The 18985-nt window shown below is 55.7% G+C and carries 13 protein-coding genes and 1 tRNA gene; 2 read left to right on the top strand and 12 right to left on the bottom strand.

All coding sequences use genetic code 11. The features are described from left to right. Positions 1-84: 84 nt before the first annotated feature. From trpB to OZX72_RS01245, 9 genes are all read right to left on the bottom strand, one after another. The gene (trpB, locus tag OZX72_RS01285) at positions 85-1284 is read right to left on the bottom strand and encodes a tryptophan synthase subunit beta (RefSeq protein WP_277158660.1); all 1200 of its coding nucleotides are present in this window, start codon (positions 1282-1284) and stop codon (positions 85-87) included. A gap of 149 nt (positions 1285-1433) precedes the next feature. Continuing rightward, complete coding sequence (locus OZX72_RS01280) at positions 1434-2243, bottom strand: phosphoribosylanthranilate isomerase (protein WP_277158659.1); 810 nt, start codon at positions 2241-2243, stop codon at positions 1434-1436. A gap of 11 nt (positions 2244-2254) precedes the next feature. Continuing rightward, on the bottom strand, positions 2255-3109 hold the full coding sequence (trpC, locus tag OZX72_RS01275; RefSeq protein ID WP_277158658.1) for an indole-3-glycerol phosphate synthase TrpC: 855 nt from the start codon (positions 3107-3109) through the stop codon (positions 2255-2257). Between the two features lie 104 nt (positions 3110-3213). Next, on the bottom strand, positions 3214-4260 hold the full coding sequence (trpD, locus tag OZX72_RS01270) for an anthranilate phosphoribosyltransferase (protein ID WP_277158657.1): 1047 nt from the start codon (positions 4258-4260) through the stop codon (positions 3214-3216). Between the two features lie 85 nt (positions 4261-4345). Further along, positions 4346-4933, bottom strand: coding sequence for an aminodeoxychorismate/anthranilate synthase component II (locus tag OZX72_RS01265; RefSeq protein WP_277158656.1), 588 nt, complete (start codon positions 4931-4933; stop codon positions 4346-4348). Next, a complete protein-coding gene (locus OZX72_RS01260; protein ID WP_277158655.1) occupies positions 4930-6588 on the bottom strand; it encodes an anthranilate synthase component I family protein in 1659 nt (552 codons plus the stop codon). The genes OZX72_RS01265 and OZX72_RS01260 overlap by 4 nt, the downstream gene beginning before the upstream one ends. Positions 6589-6915: 327 nt before the next feature. After that, positions 6916-8082 (bottom strand): glutamate--tRNA ligase family protein, encoded by a 1167-nt coding sequence (locus OZX72_RS01255; protein ID WP_277159322.1) that lies wholly within the window; start codon positions 8080-8082, stop codon positions 6916-6918. Positions 8083-8231: 149 nt separating this feature from the next. Further along, entirely contained in the window at positions 8232-9266 is a 1035-nt protein-coding gene (locus tag OZX72_RS01250; RefSeq protein WP_277158654.1) for a DUF3152 domain-containing protein, read from the bottom strand. Positions 9267-9917: 651 nt separating this feature from the next. Next, the gene (locus tag OZX72_RS01245) at positions 9918-10658 is read right to left on the bottom strand and encodes an MIP/aquaporin family protein (protein ID WP_277158653.1); all 741 of its coding nucleotides are present in this window, start codon (positions 10656-10658) and stop codon (positions 9918-9920) included. A 601-nt stretch (positions 10659-11259) separates the two neighbouring features. Here OZX72_RS01245 and OZX72_RS01240 point away from each other — a divergent pair. Next, a tRNA-Lys gene (locus OZX72_RS01240) sits at positions 11260-11333 on the top strand. 312 nt (positions 11334-11645) lie between these two features. Here OZX72_RS01240 and OZX72_RS01235 read toward each other — a convergent pair. Next, positions 11646-13109, bottom strand: coding sequence for a family 1 glycosylhydrolase (locus OZX72_RS01235; RefSeq protein ID WP_277158652.1), 1464 nt, complete (start codon positions 13107-13109; stop codon positions 11646-11648). Between the two features lie 333 nt (positions 13110-13442). Here OZX72_RS01235 and OZX72_RS01230 point away from each other — a divergent pair, with 333 nt between their 5' ends. Then, positions 13443-14867: an MFS transporter gene (locus tag OZX72_RS01230; RefSeq protein ID WP_277158651.1), complete on the top strand. Its 1425-nt coding sequence runs from the start codon at positions 13443-13445 to the stop codon at positions 14865-14867. A gap of 335 nt (positions 14868-15202) precedes the next feature. On the opposite strand, the gene OZX72_RS01225 is transcribed toward OZX72_RS01230, so the two are convergent. Together OZX72_RS01225 and spxB are read right to left on the bottom strand one after the other, a co-directional pair. Then, on the bottom strand, positions 15203-16786 hold the full coding sequence (locus OZX72_RS01225; RefSeq protein WP_277158650.1) for an MFS transporter: 1584 nt from the start codon (positions 16784-16786) through the stop codon (positions 15203-15205). 340 nt (positions 16787-17126) lie between these two features. Continuing rightward, entirely contained in the window at positions 17127-18890 is a 1764-nt protein-coding gene (gene spxB / locus OZX72_RS01220; protein ID WP_277158649.1) for a pyruvate oxidase, read from the bottom strand. Positions 18891-18985: the final 95 nt, after the last annotated feature.

Raw genomic sequence — 18985 nt, 5'->3', positions numbered from 1 at the left:
ACACCGTTTTCGCCACTCCGTCTGTTTTCGTGAATCGTGCCATTCACACCAGTTGCGCTATTCGCACCGTTGGCCTTGGTTGTCTCAGTCATGAAGATCCTCCCCACGATAGCGGGCCATTGCCGCCACATCCTTGTCGCCACGACCGGAAAGGGTGACGATGATACTTTCGTCCTTGGGCAGCGTCGGCGCGAGTTTCATGGCATAAGCCACGGCGTGCGCGCTTTCGATGGCCGGAATGATGCCCTCGGTACGGCTCAGGTATTCGAAGGCGTCGGCCGCCTCGTCGTCGTTGATTGGCACGTATTGGGCGCGTCCGGAATCCTTCAGCGCCGCGTGTTCGGGACCGACGCCCGGGTAGTCGAGGCCGGCGGAAATCGTATAGACCGGCGCGATCTGGCCGTATTCGTTCTGGCAGAAGTAGCTTTTCATGCCGTGGAAGATGCCAAGTGATCCAGTGTTCATGGTCGCCGCCGTCTCCTTGGTGTCGATGCCGCGGCCGGCCGCCTCGCAGCCGATGAGCTTCACGTCCTTGTCGTTGATGAAGTTGTAGAAGCTGCCGATGGCGTTGGAACCGCCGCCGACGCACGCGATCACCGCGGCCGGAAGCTTGCCCTCGTCCTCAAGAATCTGCTCGCGGGCCTCCTTGGAGATGACGGCCTGGAAGTCGCGCACCATGGTCGGGAAGGGGTGCGGGCCCATGCAGGAGCCGAGGCAGTAATGGGTATCGGAAATGCGGCGCGTCCATTCGCGGAAGGTTTCGGAAACCGCGTCTTTGAGCGTTCCAGTGCCACTGGTGACGCCGCGCACTTCCGCGCCGAGCAGACGCATGCGATAGACGTTCAAGGCCTGGCGTTCCATATCGACCTGGCCCATATAGACCACACACTCCATACCGAAAAGCGCCGCGACGGTGGCCGTGGCCACGCCGTGCTGTCCCGCGCCGGTTTCGGCGATCAGGCGGGTTTTGCCCATCCGCTTGGCGAGCAGCGCCTGGCCGAGCACGTTGTTAATCTTGTGCGCGCCGGTATGGTTGAGGTCCTCGCGCTTAAGGTACACTTTCGCGCCGCCGAGGTCCTTGGTCATATTATCTGCGTAATACAAAAGCGACGGACGGCCGGCGTACTTCTTCTCGAGGTCGTCGAGCTCGGCGATGAAGTCCGGATCATTTTTGTAATGATTGTAGGCCTCCTCCAGCTCGTTGACGGCGCCCATCAGCGTCTCGGGGATGTACTGGCCCCCGTGGATGCCGAAGCGCCCCTTCGAATTGGGCGAATTGGTCATGAGATTGCTCCTTAATATATACAGTTGGTTTTTGAATTATTGATTATTGGTTTTGGGCTATCAGATTTCGTTATTTTTATATCGTTTATATTATCTAGATTCGATAGATGAGGTATCGAAACATCTACCCTGTAAACCTTGCTACAGTATTACGTTTCATTGCTATCGCCAGCTTCCGGATTATCCGAAACCTCACGTACCGCTTTGACCGCAGCAAACATCTTGGATGGGTCCTTGAGACGGTCAGTTTCGACCCCCGAGCTCATATCGACGCCGAACGGATGCGTGGCGAGAATGGCTTCGGCCACATTCTCTGCAGTGAGTCCACCGGCCAACATGAACGGACGATTGACATCACGAACCAATGACCAGTCGAAGGTCCTGCCATCGCCCGCACCGGCATCGAGCAGCACCATGTCAGCCGACGATTCGATGGCCTGCGCCACGTCCATCGCCTCACGCACCTTGAACGCTTGCATGATCGGCAGGGTTACGAGCTCACGCAGTTCGGCGAGATAATCCTCGTCCTCGTGACCATGAAGTTGAATCACATCCAGGTCAGCGTCGCCCGCGATTTCCGCCACTCGCTCGGCCGGCTGATCAACAAACACCCCTACCGCAGCTGGCGGGTTTACGCCAGTTTCGCTGGCTTTCGCTTTCATATACCTGACCAGCTCCGCCACGCGCTCGGGAGAAATCGAGCGATGCGATTTTGGAAAATCAATAATGAATCCGACGGCATCGGTACCGGCCGCCAACGCGGCGTCCAGATCCTGCTCGCGTTTCAGTCCGCAGAGCTTGACTTTGTAGGCGCTTACGGCATCGACGTTTACGGCATCTTTATTTGAAGACTCACGTTCTTCAATTGCATTAGCAATAGTTGCGTCGTCTTCAAACGGTACGTCAATATCGTTCGATTCCTCAAACACAGGCCGAGTCGATGCTGCCGAATTATTCATCTTCGAGCCTCTTACTTTTCCGCCGCTGGCGTTGGCTTATTAGCCGGACCGCCACGAAGTTCCGCGAGCGCTGCGGTTTTGTCGGGTGAACGCATCAGCGTCTCGCCGATGAGGACCGCGTCGACACCGACAGCTTCGAGTTCCTCGACATCGGCACGCGTACGCACGCCGGATTCCGAAACGAACACGCGGTCCGGGCCAACGGTCGGACGCAACTTGATGCTGTGGTCAAAGTCCACGTCAAAGGTGCGCAAGTCGCGGTTGTTGACGCCAACCACGCGGGCTCCGGCAGCAATCGCACGCGGCACCTCGTCGGGCTGGTAGGCCTCCACCAGCGCACTCATGCCAAGTTCGTGCGCGAGCGCGGTGTAATCAGCCAACTGCTTGTCGTCCAAAATCGTGCAGATCAGCAGTACCGCCGAAGCGCCACAGGCACGGGCCTGATAAATCATGTATTCGTCAACAATGAAGTCCTTGCGCAGAACCGGAATATCGACTGCCGCCGCGACCTGACGCAGGTGTTCGTCAGAGCCCTTGAACCACGTCGGCTCGGTGAGGCAACTGATGGCCGCCGCTCCCGCCTTTTCGTAGTCGCGGGCGATGTCGAGGTAGGGATAGTCCTGCGCGATGATGCCCTTGCTTGGCGAAGCCTGCTTGAGTTCGCAGATGAAGCTCATACCCGGAACCTTCAGCGCACGTTCGAACGGAAACGCCGCCCCGCCGGTCTCCCCTGCCGCAACCTTCCGCGAGTTGACTTCACGAGCCTGCGCCTCCACCACGCTCTGCGGGGTTTGCACCTTTTCCTCGGCCACGCGCTCGCGGGTTTTCGCAGCGATGCGCTGCAGGATATTTTCGGAATCAGCCATTACCTTTGCACTTTCCTCTCGTTGGTTTCAACGGCCACAAGCTTGCGGAATATTGTCATACAGACAATGAAACATTCGTAAACTTTCGGCCATGTCTTCAGTCCTTACTTCTCAGCGTCGGCCTCAGCGAATGCCTGAGAACCAGCGACGAACGTGTCGAGCGTCTTCATCGCGGCACCAGAAGCAATCTGTTCGCGGGCGATTTCGACGCCTTGTCCGATGGACGAGGCGACGCCCGCAACATACAGCGCGCAAGCGGCGTTGAAGAGCGCGGCTTCGAGCTTCGGGCCGGTCTCCTTGCCACCCAGAATGGCGCGGGTGATCGCCGCGTTCTCCGGCGGGGTGCCACCCAGCAGATCTTTCTTCTCGCAGCGGGTCAGGCCGAATTCCTCAGGCGTCAGCGTCATCGGGAGGTATTCACCGTCGCGCAGCTCGCAGGCCGCTGTTTCGGCGGAAAGCGAGACTTCGTCCATCTTGTCGCGGCCGTAGACGACCAGCGCGCGCTTGACGCCAAGGCTTTCGAGCACATGAGCGATGGGCTCCACGAGATATTCGTCGTAGACGCCGAGCAGGAAGTACTCAGGGCGGGCCGGATTGGTCAGCGGCCCGAGGATGTTAAAGACGGTGCGGAAGCCGAGTTCCTTGCGAATCGGGCCGACGTAGCGCATCGCGGTGTGGTAGCGCTGGGCGAAAAGGAAGGTGAAGTTGTCTTTCTTGAGCAGGTCGACTGCTTCTTCCGGCGACAGCGAAATATTCGCGCCGAGGGCTTCGAGGCAATCGGCAGTACCACATTGCGAGCTGGCCGCGCGGTTGCCGTGCTTGGTCACCTTAGCTCCGGCGGCCGCCGAAATCAGGGCTGCCGTGGTCGAGATGTTGAAGGTGTTGGCGCCGTCGCCGCCGGTGCCGACGATGTCGAGCGTTTCGATGCCAGGGTGCGGAACCGGCGTGGCCAGTTCGCGCATGGCGGCCGCGCAGCCCGCGATCTCGTCGATGGTCTCAGCCTTGGTCGACTTGGTGGAAAGCGCCGCGAGGAAGGCCGCGTTCTGGGTCGGCGTCGACTTGCCGCCCATGATCTCCTTCATCGCCTGATAGGCCTCGTCATAGGTGAGGTCGTGCTTGTTGACGATTTTGACGATTGCTTCACTGATCATTTTGATTGCTTCCTTGTGTTTGATTAGCTAATAACTTTTATTTCGATTTGATAATTACCTGATATTGAAATTTAAAGATTTATGTTCAATTGCCGAACCTTTCGACAACATCAATGAAATTCTTGAGAATATCCTTGCCAAGCGGCGTCAGGATGCTTTCGGGATGGAACTGAACGCCGAACATCGGATCCGTAACGTGCTGGACGGCCATGATCTCGTCCGAATCAGCCGTGCGGGCCACGACGCGCAAGGTAGAAGGCAACGTGGCTTTATCGGCTTCAAGCGAGTGGTAACGCGCGGCCTGAATCCGCGAAGGCATTCCAGCGAAGAGCGGGCAATCATTATCGAGCTCGACCGGAGAGGCCTTGCCGTGCATGAGTTCGGCGGCGGGAACGACTTTGCCGCCCAGCGCCTCGCAGATGGCCTGATGGCCAAGGCAGACGCCCAGAATCGGTACCGTTCCGGAAAGCTCACACACCACGTCCTCGCAAATTCCGGCGTCGGCAGGTTTGCCCGGCCCCGGTGAAAGCACGATGCCATCGGAACCCAGCGCGGCCAGGCCAGCGACATCGAGGTCGTCGTTGCGCACCACACGCACGTCCGGTTCGATGGAGCCGATGAGCTGGTACAGGTTGTAGGAGAAGCTGTCGTAGTTATCGACGATGGTGATCATGCGATACCTCCGTTCGCTTGATTGATGGCGTCCACGACGGCGAGCGCCTTGTTGCGGCACTCATCGAATTCCTTGTCGGGGCTGGAATCGGCGACGATGCCCGCGCCGGACTGCACACAGACCTTGCCGTTGTGCTTGAAAGCCAAGCGGATACCGATGCAGGTGTCAAGGTTGCCGGAGAAGTCGAGGTAACCGATGGCCCCGCCGTAGATGTCGCGCGGGGAATCCTCAAGTTCCGCGATGATCTGGCAGGCGCGGATTTTGGGTGCTCCGGAAAGCGTGCCGGCCGGCAGCACCGCATCGATGACATCCAGCGCATCCTTGCCGTCTGCGAGCTGCCCGGCGACCGTGGAACCGATATGCATGACATGGGAGAATCGCAGAATATCGTGCAGCCGCTCTACTTCGACACTGCCAAGCTTGGAAACGCGGCCGATATCATTGCGTCCGAGGTCGACCAGCATGTTGTGCTCGGCCAGTTCCTTTTCGTCGCTGAGCAAATCCTGCTCGATGAGCTTGTCCTCTTCCGGAGTTGCACCGCGCGGGCGGGTTCCGGCGAGCGGATAGGTCAGGAGCTTGCCATCTTCCAGCCGCACCAGCGTCTCGGGCGAAGCAGCGGCGATTTCGATGTCGTCGCTGGACATGAAGACCATGTAGGGGCTCGGGTTTTCGGCCCGCATCAAGCGGTAGGCATCGAAGAGGCTGCCAGAAGCCGAGGCAACGCTAGGATTGGAAAGCACGACCTGGAAGATGTCGCCGGCGTAGATGTGTTCCTTCGCCTTCTTGATCATCGAACCGTATTGTTCGCAGTTAAGCGTCAGTTCCAGAGATCCGTCAAGTTCCAACGGCTTGAAGTCGTAACGCTTGCCATGGTCCAAAATCGCTTGCATTTCCTCGATTTGGTTCACTGCACGCTCGTAGGAGGCATCCACATCGCTGGTATCGACGCCGGCGATGAGCTGCAAACGCTGGCGGTAGGAATCGAAGGAAATGAGCTGGTCAAAGAGCATCAGATCGACATCGGGCAGCGCCTTCGGATCGTGGGTCGCCTGTCGCAACGTCGGCTCGGCGTAAGCGAAATAGCCAAAGGAGAAATAACCGACCAAGCCGCCGGCGAACGGCGGGAAGCCCTCGAGCCGCGGGCTGGAATATTGGGCGAGCACCTTGCGAATCGCCTCGCTTGGATGGTCGACGTGCTTGTGTTCAACGACCACATCTTCAGCGTTCGAACCCGCAGGAGCAACGCGCTTGATGGTCAAGTCCCCGGCTTTGCAAGTCAGTTCCAGCGTCGGCGCGAATCCGAGGAAGCTGTAACGCCCCATGCGCTGATCGGCTTCGGCGCTTTCCAGAAGGAAGCAATGATTGGAAGCGGCACGTACCCGACGCATCGCCTCGATGGTGGTCAGGCGATCGGCAAGCAGCTCACGCATCACGGGAATACGGCGGTATTTGCCGGATTTGGCCAGCTCGCGAACCTCATTAAGCGTGGGTCGAATACCCGCGTATCGGCTTTCCCGGCCCACAAAACTCTGATTCGCGGCAATGTTGCTCTCACCCATACCGTTCTTATCGGCAGCATCACTTTGACCGGCAGCATTCCGCACGGCCGCGCCGCCGTTCGAACCTGCCGTAGCATCCGCACTCATGGTCACCATGGGCACCTCCCAGAGGCCCTCGCCTCATTTTGGGACTAAAAAGCCCGTCCCAGCTGTCAATTACAGCCAAGGACGAGCGAATATTGCCCGCGGTGCCACCTTGGTTCACGGTTTCCCGTGCCCTTATCAGACGCCAACACGTCTTTGGCAACTAACGTATGCCTTACGTCGCAGCCTCATGTTCGGAACTTTGAAATCCGGCCAATCGGTGCGCCCTCAGCGGCCCACTCAACGGTTCGCATCTCGTCCCGGCTCTCACCATCCCGGGCTCGCTCCTCGCGCGTTTCCGTCTACTTCCCCGCTTCATCGGTTTGTAGTATTTTTTAATTATTGTTGTTTAGAGTACACTGCCGTTTTTGCGCCTGTCAATTCGCTTGCCCAATTGGCAGGGAGAATACGGTCGGATTTGTCCACACGAATATCGTCCCAAGTGAAGCGCTCCAAGGCCTCCCGTGCGCTCATGGCAACCGGTCCGGTAGCGTCCGGCATGTGGACACCTTGGGATTCGGAGGCTCGAACGCCAAGCAGCCACGCGCAATATCCGATAATCTGCTCCGGCTTGACTCCATCCGCTCGCAAGGAGCTGATATCCAGCGAACGTTTGCGTTTGGCCAAGCGCACCCCAGCTGGGTCATCGATCAAAGGCAGGTGAGCATAGGCCGGGTCTTCCGCCGTTACGTTGGTCCGATAATTCGTGGAATTATTTGATTTTAAGGTATTATGATCATTGCTTTGGTTTGAATCATCATTGCCAGCAATAACATATTTCGTTGCAAAACCGGACGCCACCAACGCCCGTCTAATCCAGATCTGCAAAGCCGTGGAACGCAGCAAATCGCGGCCACGCACGATATCGTTGACACCCATCAGAAGGTCGTCGACCACCACTGCCAGCTGGTACGAAAAGATGCTATCGGAGCGGCGGATCACGGTGTCGCCGACTTCGCGAGACAAATCGAAACGCTGTCGGCCAAATACCCGGTCATCAAACGTGACGATACTTTCAGACGAACTTTCTTCAGGCACTGCTATACGCAACGAATGACGCTGCCCGGCTTCCAGCCGCGAACGCACTTCGTCGGGATGCCAGGACAGCAACTTCCGACACGTTCCAGGATAGATCAAGAACCGGTCGCCCTCCTGCGGGGCCGAGGCCGCACGCAAATCGGCACGTGAGCAGAAACACGGATAGACCAACGGAAAATCATCCAAGCTCACCGATTCCAGCGAGCGCAACGCATCCTCATAGATTTCCGCGCGCTGCGACTGATAAACCGGCTCGCCGTCCCAATCCAGCCCGAGCCAATGCAAGTCGTCCATGATCCACTTGTCGGCGTCCTTCATTGCGCGAGGCCCGTCAACGTCCTCGATGCGAAGCAGAACTTTGCCTCGTTGCCTTTCCGAACCAGCTTGGGAATCACCGTCGCCCGAACCATCCCCGGCATGCGCCGAAAGCCAAGCGGCCAGCATCGCGTAGACGTTGCCGATGTGCATCCGGCCTGAAGGCGTGGGCGCAAAACGGCCGACTTTAAGACTTTGCCCGGCCACAGGCGTTTCGGCAACCGACGATTCACCAGCAGAGGCAATTTCGTCATTCCGCACGGCACGCAACGGCTCAAGCCGTTCATCCGCACCCCGCCCGCTCATTGAATCCAGAGCTCGGAATCCGTCGGCCATTCGTTGGGCTTGCAGCCGCGCAGACTCATCGACTGCTCCTGCATCAGCGGCGCGAGAGCGTTCGACGCGGGGCACGAAGGTTCGTTGTCGATATGCCCGAGCCGGTGGCCGACCTCATGGTTGATGACCATGACGCGGTAACGGTCGAGCGACATCCCGGCCTTCAGCATCTGCGGCGTCGCGCCGTTCCAACGGTCTTCGTTGATGATGACGTCGTCGCCCACCCGGCAACTGTATTCGTCGGAGCAATCGCCCGAGAACGTCGTCATCAGAGAAGGCTGCGAAAGATAAATGACGAAATCGCAATTGCTCGAGTCGACGCTATACGTGAAGCTCGCGCCGGCACGCGGCCATCCGCGCGGATCGTTGAGGGTGCGGAAAATACTGTTTTCGAATTCCTGTTGGACTTTAGTACCGCCCACGTCACCCTTGGTGCTCACACAATAGGAATATTGGTGCGCCGGCTTACCGCTTGCTGCGGCGGTTTTCTGCGCGGTCGCGAGAATTGAGGCACGATTTTGGTCAGTCAGCGGCTTACGGACGGTTGCCTTTTTGAGGTCAGGTTTCGGAGGTTTGCTCTTGCCGTTGCGCCCCGTTTGCTTCGCCTGCCAAGAAGCAGAGGACGCTCCTTGCCGCGTTGCGGAATCGTTATGATGTCCAACGGCTGAAATCACCGCTCTGCAGCCGAAAACGATGGCGATGACTACCACCAGCGCCACAGCCACCACAGCGACACGACGAACAAGATATATGGATTTTATCGCGCGTCGCGTCCTCGAAGCGCTGCCGGCTCTATCTCTCGAGCCGTCACTTCGCTGAGAATCTTGGGTATCATCGTCTTTCAACACAGTACCTATGAAACCTTGCGAAATCGCGGGATCCTGCAAGGGACTGGTTGCGTGCGAATTCTGAAAGCCGTGGGCCGCCTTGCGCGGGGACGAGGAATCCTCAGCCGCCCGGGTATGTGTGTTATGAGCGGTTTTCGGCCCATTCAATCCCAAAAAATGACGAAACGCACGCAATCCACGCCGCACGCCGTGGTTGAACCCGCGAACGGCAGCAAGCAGAATTTGGCCGAGTCGACGTATGAAAGCCCGAACCACTTTGCCGATTCGGCGGCCTGCAGCGTTCGACGACGACTTCCCCGCCGGCTTTTTGCCGCGCGAAGACCCCGAGTCTGGCCGTCCCCCACGTTTCACATTGTCTCCCGCCTCAGGTTTCAATCGTTACGGCTCAATAATAGAGATTCTTAATGACGAGCAAAATTCGCAGGCCTCAATGTTCATCATCATCGTAAATTTTCGATATGAGATTTCCGCATATCAGCACTTTGCAATAAAGCGATTTCCGTTTTCCCGCACTTTCCTATAGACCGATTTCCGTTATTCACAGGTCTGAAGCTGGACACGGAACCGGAGAGAAAAACGGAACACAAAGCTCGATGAAGAGTTGAGCACAAGCCAGGCAAAAGCTTGATGTAACCCTGCACCCAAAATCATAAAAATGGCGCGACCTGCGAAATCACAGACCGCGCCATCACTGTTGGTAACGGGAGCAACGCTAGAAACTCGGCAATCAGCAGAAGCGAGCATTCAGCCACTTCAATGTCTCCGACAAAAGCCCATTATTGCAATTCGATAAATTCGCACATACTATGCCAGATAGCCGAAGCAGAACTTGAAAATCCATGCACCGATGATGGCACCGACAATCGGAGCCACAACCGGAATCCAAGCCTCGCCCCAGCGGGAGGTACCCTTGTTGGGAATCGGAAGGATCCAGTGCAGGAAGCGAGGCACGAGGTCACGGGCCGGGTTCAGGCCAGGGCCAGTGGAGCCGCCCATGGACGTCACGAGGCCCCAGACGATAAGACCGACGACGATGGCCGCGGCAGCTGGGTCCTTCTTACCCCAAGGCAGGGAAAGCATGCACAGCGCGCCAAGCACAAGGACGAGGGTGCCGAAGAGCTCGTTAAGGAAGTAGACGATTTTATTGTTGGAAGCCTCAGTGGTGCTGAACGTTGCAAAGATGGCGTCAGGACTGGTTTCCATTTTGTAATATGGAAGGTAGGTGAAATAGATAATCAGCTGACCGACGGCCGCACCAAGCAGCTGTGCGACGATATAGGGCGCGACTTCGTTCCACGGGAAAAGGCCATTGACAGCCTGGCCGATGGTCATGGCCGGGTTGATGTGCGCGCCTGAAACGGAACCGATCATCATAACCGGGAACATGACGCCGAAACCGTAGCCCATCGCTATGTTGAGCCAGCCGGTACCATGGCCTTTCGTGCCCTTGAGTTCGGTGTTGGCCACCGCTCCATTGCCGAAAACCATCAGGAACGCCGTTCCTATGAATTCAGCCGCTAACTTTGTCCATAGAGTGGGATCCATTATTCTTCCTCCTCAAGTACGACGAACGTGCCTTCACACAGCCATGTGGCTCAGGCACAGAACATCTATCGTTCTTAGTCATCTCTCGAAAAGAATAAGTTCGAAACGTTGAACTTATTCATATCCGATAACTAGAAGTGTAACCCACCGAAGGATGAAGACATTCCGATTTCGATAATTTTTTGCGTTTCAAAATATTTTGTTACTAAAATCACGTTTTTAAATAGATAATTTTATTATTTTTGTTGCAATAAATAGCTATTTTTTACCAATGAACCCGTTAGGGAAATTCTGAATACTGCTGACATTGTTCCCGAATCAGAAAAAGAAGCACTGTACGTTCAAGAAAACGCTCTATCCAACCACCATAAAACTAGCCAGAAGCGAAATCATTGCACAACTTACGGCAAACGTTCTTATAACGAATAATAGCCGATTTTGAGACTTCATGCACTGGCCAGAAACCAGCAAAACAAGGGCTCAAATTCGAAGAGTCAGGACCGGCGCGACAGGCCTGCCACCTAACAGGCGACACACCGCCTTGCGCAATGTGGCAAGCATCTGTATACTATTCTCTTGGCTCTTGTAGTTTTAGACCAGCGCCCCTATAGCTCAGCTGGTTAGAGCAGCTGACTCTTAATCAGCGTGTCCGGGGTTCGAATCCCCGTGGGGGCACAGACGATATCCTCAGAATCGCAAGGTTCTGAGGATTTTCGATTTTCGAGAAACAGCGCCGGCAACGGAGCAATGTATCCCAAACGTATTCCTGCGTGCTGAAAACGGCACGATTTCTTACAGTTATATTGCTGCAACTGAATTACATGGTCAAGATAAATACCAAAAGTGCGGTTATGACGAACAGCCATTAAAGCTGAACACCACAACCGCACTTTTACATGAGACCCATGAAAACGACCGATCTACAGAATAATTTTTAACTATCCCGCAAATCAGCGCATTTTGTCGGAATCAATACTCTCGAATATCTCAGTACGACAGATCTTCGCCGTTGCTGGCGATGCACTTGCGATACCATTCGAACGAATCCTTCTTGATTCGCTTACCGGAACCGTTGCCCGCGTCGTCGAGATCGACGTAGATGACGCCGTAACGCTTGCTCATCTCCATGCCGCTGCAGGAGACAATGTCGATGATGCCCCAAGCGGTGTAGCCAAGAAGCTCCACACCGTCATTGATAGCCTCCCTCATTTGCTCGAGGTGCTTGGACATGTATTCGATGCGGTAGGAATCGTGAACTTTGCCGTCTTCGGAAAGCACGTCGTGCGCGCCGATGCCGTTCTCAGCGATGAACAACGGAAGACCGTACCTATCATACATGACGTTGAGGCTGATGCGCAGGCCCTCGGGATCAATCTGCCAGCCCCAATCGCTGGATTCCAGATACGGGTTCTTGCTGCCCATAAGCAGGTTGCCATCGGTCTTCTGCCAGTTCGGATCGGTCGCGGAGACCATGCTCATGTAGTAGCTGTAGGAAAGGAAGTCCACGGTGTTGTTCTTCAGAAGCTCGTCGTCACCGGGCTCCTTCTCGATCTTGATGCCCTTTTCCTCGAAGTAGCGCTTGATGTAGCCGGGATATGCGCCGCGTGCCATGACGTCGGTGATGAAGAAGTCCTCTTGTTGGGTATCCTGAATGGCTTTCATCACGTCCGCAGGCCTGCACGTAGCCGGATAGGTGACCAGTCCGGCGAGCATGCCACCGACCGGAACGCCCGGGATGATCTCGTGGGCCTTCTTGACCGCAATCGCGTTGGCGACAAGCTCGTGGTGCATGCTCTGGTAAATAGCCTGCTGATAGTTGTCCTCGTAGTCCTCGATGAGGCCGACGCCGTTGTACGGCATCATGATTCCGCCGTTGAACTCGTTGAACGGCAGCCAATAATCCACCAAGCCGCCGAGACGATGGAAGAGCACATCGACGTAACGCTCGAAGAACTTGACGGTTTCACGCGAACGCCAGCCATGGTACTTCAGCACCAGATGGGCTGGAATGCTGTAATGCTGAATGGTGGCGAAGACCTTCATGCCGCGTTTGTGGCATTCGGTGAAAAGGTCGATATAGTACTGGATGCCCTCCTCGTTGGGTTCCTCGTCGTCGCCGTTCGGGAAGATGCGGGACCAGCAGATCGAGGTGCGGAAAAGCCTCATGCCCATTTCCTGCATCAGCGCAAGATCGTCGGGGTAGGTGTGATAGAAATCGATGCCGCGACGGAACGGATAATGCGTGGTATCGGGGTCGGCCATGGCCTTTTTGAACTTTTCGGTGGTCATCTTGAGGCCTTCGCTGGAACGCGTCTCAGCGTCCCAATTCGGGTCGAAGTAACGCATATCCTGGGTGTCCATACCTCTGCCGCCCTCATTGTATGCGCCGTCGGCCTGTGAGCCCGCTATAGCTCCGCCGAAAAGAAAGTTGTCGGGAAATCCCTTTTTCATCTGTATCTTCTCGATTCTTTGTAGTAATCAACTATGACTGTGAGTCTCAGTCTCCAACAGCATTGTCTGTTGCCAGAAGGATCACATTCCTTTGAAGACGAAACATCCTGAATAGTATAAGGTTAATTTATCTAAATAGGCAATTTAGGTCTGCGTGTTACAAAGAAAAACACTAAATTCAAAAAATTTGTTAGACAAGTGTATACTATTCTGTGTGCATTCAACGTTGGATGCACGAGAAGAGAACGGTGCATTACATTTTGCCTATAGATGGGTAATTTCGTCCTTATTCGGGAAGTAATGCGTCGCAACTATTAACGAAGGAGTTGTATAGTGGCTGAAACCAAACAGAAAGTACTGGAGCCGACGACGCCCGGCACCTCAGCGAAGATAGTGGGCGGAGCGCCTCTCGTAAAGTACGTCATCGCCTACACCATTGGCGCTTTAGCCCTGTTTGCCTGCTATTCGGCACTGAGCAGCATCTTGCTGCCGAACCAGATTCAGGGAATCGAGTTCAACCAATTCTTCAAGGGAACCAAAATCGGTTCGGTCAACGATCTGAACGCACTTGCCGACCTGGTCAATTCAAAGGCCTCTCTGACAGGAAGCCAGAAGCATCTCGCCGATATCTACAATCAGTACAGCGCGGCACGTGCGAAGAACCTTTCCTACGTTCACGCCATCGCATCGCTCTTCACGATGTTCGTCCAGCCTATCGTCGGCGTGGTTTCCGACCGCTGGCGTTCGCGTTGGGGCCGTAGGTCCTTCTGGATCGTCGCGGGCGCAACCTTCGGCGCTGTCCTCATGCTCGGCCTGCGTTTCTCCACGACCATCATCCTCGTGGGCGTCTTCTTCGTGGCCACCTCCATCAGCTTGAACTGCATGCAGGGCCCGTTCACGACCACCATCGCCGACCGCATCACCGACGAAAAGCTCGGCCTGCTCTCCAGCTTCTCCGGCATGGGCATGATGATCGGTGGCCTTTGCGGCTCCTTCATCGCCGGTACGTTCTTTGCGGTACTCGGCCTGAACGTGTTCTTCGTCTTTGCAGTCCTCATCATCGTGGGCGCGCTGGTGTTTGTCCTTCTCGCTCCCGATAGGTCCTCCAAGGAACTCAAGACCAAGCCGATCGATTGGAAGACGTTCTTCAAGAACTTCATCATCCCGCTCAAGGACCACGATTATCGCTGGACCTGGCTGGCTCGTTTCAGCTTCATGATCGGCTATCAGGCGATCAACGTCTATACGCTCTTCATTCTGCAGTCCTACATCCACCCGGCATTCAGCGCGAACCAAGCCAACAAGTGGGCTCCTATCCTGAGCATGATCGGCATGCCTGGCATGATCATCGCGATGCTTGTGGGCGGCGCACTCTCCGACAAGTTCCACAACCGTAAGTTCTTCGTGTTCCTCGGTGCCCTCATCATGGCCATCGGTCTGTTCATTCCGATCGTTTCCCCGACCTTCCCGGCAATCATCTGCTATGCGGTTCTTGGCAACATGGGCATGGGTCTCTACACCGCTGTCGATCAGGCGCTCTTCATCGACGTTCTGCCCGACAAGCAGGATGCAGGACGCGACCTTGGTACCGCGAACGTGGCTACCAACCTCGGCCAGATGCTCGCTCCGGTTATCGGCGGCCAGCTCGTCTCCGCGACGATCACCTGGGGATCCGGCTACCGTGCGATCTACATCCTGTCTTGCGTCTGCGTACTCATCGGTGGTATCGCCGTTTACAAGATCCGCAACGTCAAGTGACTGCAATGATCAATCTGTAAGAAGATAATCTTTCTACCTTTTTACAGACCTTAAGGCTATTTTGGATTAAATCTTATGCAATGTGTTTAACGCATAAGATTTAATCCGATAATACCCGACAAGCCATCGGTTGGAAATTTTCCAGCCGACGGCTTTTCTATTTATCATTGCGAGATTGTGCCAAAACGAAGGATACCGGCACGTTGCGGGGCACTGACATGCTGCAGAGTGATGAAACTCCGCGATAAGCCAATCATTTTGCAGGCTAGCTTTATATATAACCAGATATATCGAAACGGATATATCTGAATACCCGAACCGGATTTGCCAATCAATTAGCGAGCGTAAGGTTGGCCGGTCAAGTCCTCAATGGTGGCACGGACCGACGAATCAACGTCGTGCGGATCGCCGCCGGAAGCGACGCGGGCCGTCTCGGCAAGGGCGATGCCGTCCGTTTGTTTGTCAAGATTGAAGCGACGCACGACGATGATGCAAACCACGATTGATAGCGCGTACCAGCCAATCATCAAGGCTCCCAAGCCGTTACACGCCAACGATGTCTGCACGCGACGCGAGGAATCGAAACCGACGAATCCCAGAATGGCACCGACCGCTATTGCCGAAAATCCTGAAACCAGCTGGCGGAACCCAGCCTGAATACCGCTGAATGTGGAGGCACGGTATTTGCCGGAAACCACCTGATCGACATCGGCGATGAACGGGAACACGGCCCAAGGCAGGTAGCCGGAGGGAGCCTTGGCGATGAAGAAGAACAATGCGCCTGCCACCGCGAATACCGTCCACCACGGTTCGGGCATCACCCCGACCAAACGCCACGCGGCGAAGAGCCAAAGCAGGCCGACGATACTTGCCAAGAAACTGGCCTGATACATGCGTTTTGGTCCGATCTTGGTCATGGCCACGCCAAAAAGCGGGGTGAGCGGCACGGTGATGATGCCGGCGCTTAAAAGCAGCGAGGCGAACGCGGCGGTTTTGTTCCAGTTGTAGATGACGAAGAACACGAAGGTCTGGCTGAACACGTCGCCGGCGGTGAGCATCAACAGATAAAGCGCCAGGTGGCGGCGGAAAATGGCGATACGCAGCGTGCTCGCGTATTCACGGAACATGACGGCCAGACGATGGCTCCAAAGCCCAACTTCATCATGGAATGAAAGATGACTTTCGGAGCCTGATTGCTCGGCGGCACTTTTAACATACTGCCCGAATCCCGCTTCCTCGGGCGACATCTCCCAAGTGCTTTTCCAACATGCGAAAACCGCAACGGCGAAACAAATCGTGACAGCGATGGTGAAAATCATGTAGCCCAGCGGCCTATGCTCGCCAAAAAGCGACAGTGTGCCTCCTCCGATCAGAAGAATCAACGTGCCGGAAGCCCCGGAAATCAGGAGGCGGACAGTCGAAAGCTTGGTGCGGTCGTCGAAGCCTAACGCCATTTCGCCGGGCAGCGTGTTGTAGGCCGAGGCAAAGAGCTGTGCGACGGTGACCCAGAGCACGTAGACCAGGAAATAGAGCACGAACGGCAAACCGGGAATCCACAGGAAAATGCCCACCAAAATAAGCGGCGGCACAACCATCAGCAGCAGATGGCGACGACCGAAACGACGGCCAATCGGGAAGCGATAGAGATTATCTCCGAGGATGCCGAACGAAAGGGCTGCAACTCCGCTGATGATGGCGCTCAAGCCGACCACCGACTGCGCCAGGGAGATGGACATGCCGCAGAATCGAGTCCAGAAGAGGACCAGATAGGTGCCGATAAGCGTGAGCTGGCCGCCGCCATAGACATCACCGATACCGTAACCGATGGCATTGCCCAGAGTAATCGGGTCGTGGCGGGAGTGGTGGCGCGGATGACGCTGCCGGCCAGATTGTGCCGCTGAATTCCCGGACTCATCCACTTCGACAGAATGCGTTGAAGAAGGTTGCGATTGCGGCTGTGAAGTCGAATGGTTGTCTCCACATCGAGACCGAATCAAGATCGCACACTCCTCATGTCGGATGTCGTCAAACAGTCAATATTCATCATAGACAACCGGTATGGCAACGCGCGACGGCAAATGACATTTCAACGATTTGTGTCACAAAACGGCCTGCAGGTTTTCCCAAGATTGTGGCTTGAATATTTCGACGTTTACTGCCGAAATCGATTTGAAAACCTGCGATCCGTTTGCGTTTCTTTGTATTCCTTTGCTGTTTTAGTCTGATCTCCTTATTTTGTACGTAACCGAACAAGGTCAACTAATCGATACAGCGACTCAAGCCATGCTTCTCGAGCAGTTGGTCAACCGGCACCAAACCCTCGGAATGATAGGTACGAGCGAAGGCATCCACATCGGCCTGGGTATGATTGTCGTCCGGCTCAAGCACCAATTGCTCGACCGGCAACGGGCGTTCATCGCTGATCTTCACATCGATGACCACCGGTCCGTCCTGCGGTTTCGCCGCTTCGGCAAATGCCACGTCAAGCTCGTCGAGCGTATGGACCTCGAAACCCTTGGCCCCAAGCCCAGCGGCGGCATCCGCATAATTGCCGTCAATCAGGTCGACACCAGAATGAGGCTGGTGATTGTCATCCTGCTCCCCCTCGATGAAGCCCAGCGCCTCGTTGGTCAGCACGATGTTGATAATCGGCTCATGATACTTCACCTGCGTCAAGATATCCTGCATATTCATCGCGAAACCACCGTCGCCACTGATCGAAAAAACCTGACGGCCGGGATAGCTTTCCTGTGCGCCGATGGCCGACGGCAGGGCGTTGCCCATGGTGGCGTACCACGCTGAAGTCGCGATCTTCTGTGTGGGCTTGACCTTGAGCAGACGGAAGGAATCGATGGTCACATTGCCGACGTCTACCGAGAAGATGGCATCGTCCTTGGCGATGCGGTTGATGCGGACGAAAACCGTGTCGACATCGAGCGGGGTGTGGTCAAGGTCCTCGCGGGCGGCGAGCCATTCAACCCAATTGGCCCGGTCTTCAATCAGTGTATCGTAATACGGACGGGAATCGACCTGCGGCGCAACTTCGAGCATCGCCTTCAGCGTTTCCTTGGCATCAGCCACAATCCCCAGATCGACGCGATGACGCTTACCGATGTCGGTCTGCTTGTTCGTAACTTGGATGAATTGCGTTTCAGGATGAATAAAGAAAGGCGCGAACGGCATATTGGTGCCGATGAACAGCACGACGTCTGCAGTGGAGGCCGCGTCGACGCCCGGCTTGGAGGCCACGCGTCCGGCACTGAGCATATACGCCTTTTCAGCTTCCGGCATTACCCCGATGCCCAGAACGGACGACATCATCGGAATCTTCATACGATCAGAAAGCGCCTTGAGCTCTGCGGCAGCATCTCTGGCACCGGCACCGAAGTAAATCAATGGTTTCTTGGCGTTGCCCAGCATCTCGACAGCCTTGGCCACGTCTTTGGCATCCGGCTTGAGGCAGGTCTTGCCAAGGGTAAAGTCGTGTGCTGTGGAATAGACGACGTCTTTAATCGGCATCCAGCCCAAGTCCTTGGGAATGACGACCACGGCGACACCGGAATGTTCGTAAGCCTGACGGATGGCCTGGTCGACCACACTCGGCAGCTGTTCGGCAGTCATCACCGTACGGTCGTAGACAGCGACATCCTCGAAAATCGGACCTTCGTCAATCTCTTGGAAATAATCGGTGTTCATCATCGAAGTCGGCACCTGTGCCACGAGCGCGAGCACCGGAACGTGGTCGTGCTTGGCATCGTAAAGTCCGTTCAGGAGATGGACAGCTCCGGGGCCCGCGGAACCGAAGCACACGCCAATCTTGCCGGTGAACTTGGCTTCTCCGGCAGCCGCGAGCGCACCCGCTTCCTCGTGACGCACCTGTATATATTTCATGGTCTCACGCCTGTCGTAGAGCGCGTTCATGGTCGAGTCGAACGACCCTCCTGGAAGCCCGAAGATATGGTTCACGCCCCAGTCTTCAAGTACTTTGATCATCGCGTTGGATGCATTGATTTTGTCAGCCATCGTCGGCCCCTTTCGCATCGGTTGACTTAAACAATAATCCAGCCATCTGCGATTTACGTATTACAATCATGCTTTCCAGCCGTAGGCGAATATGA

The sequence above is a fragment of the Bifidobacterium sp. ESL0769 genome, assembly GCF_029395495.1.
Classification (GTDB): domain Bacteria; phylum Actinomycetota; class Actinomycetes; order Actinomycetales; family Bifidobacteriaceae; genus Bifidobacterium.
Note: the sequence above shows the minus strand (reverse complement) of the source record. Positions and strands in the feature narration are given on the sequence as shown.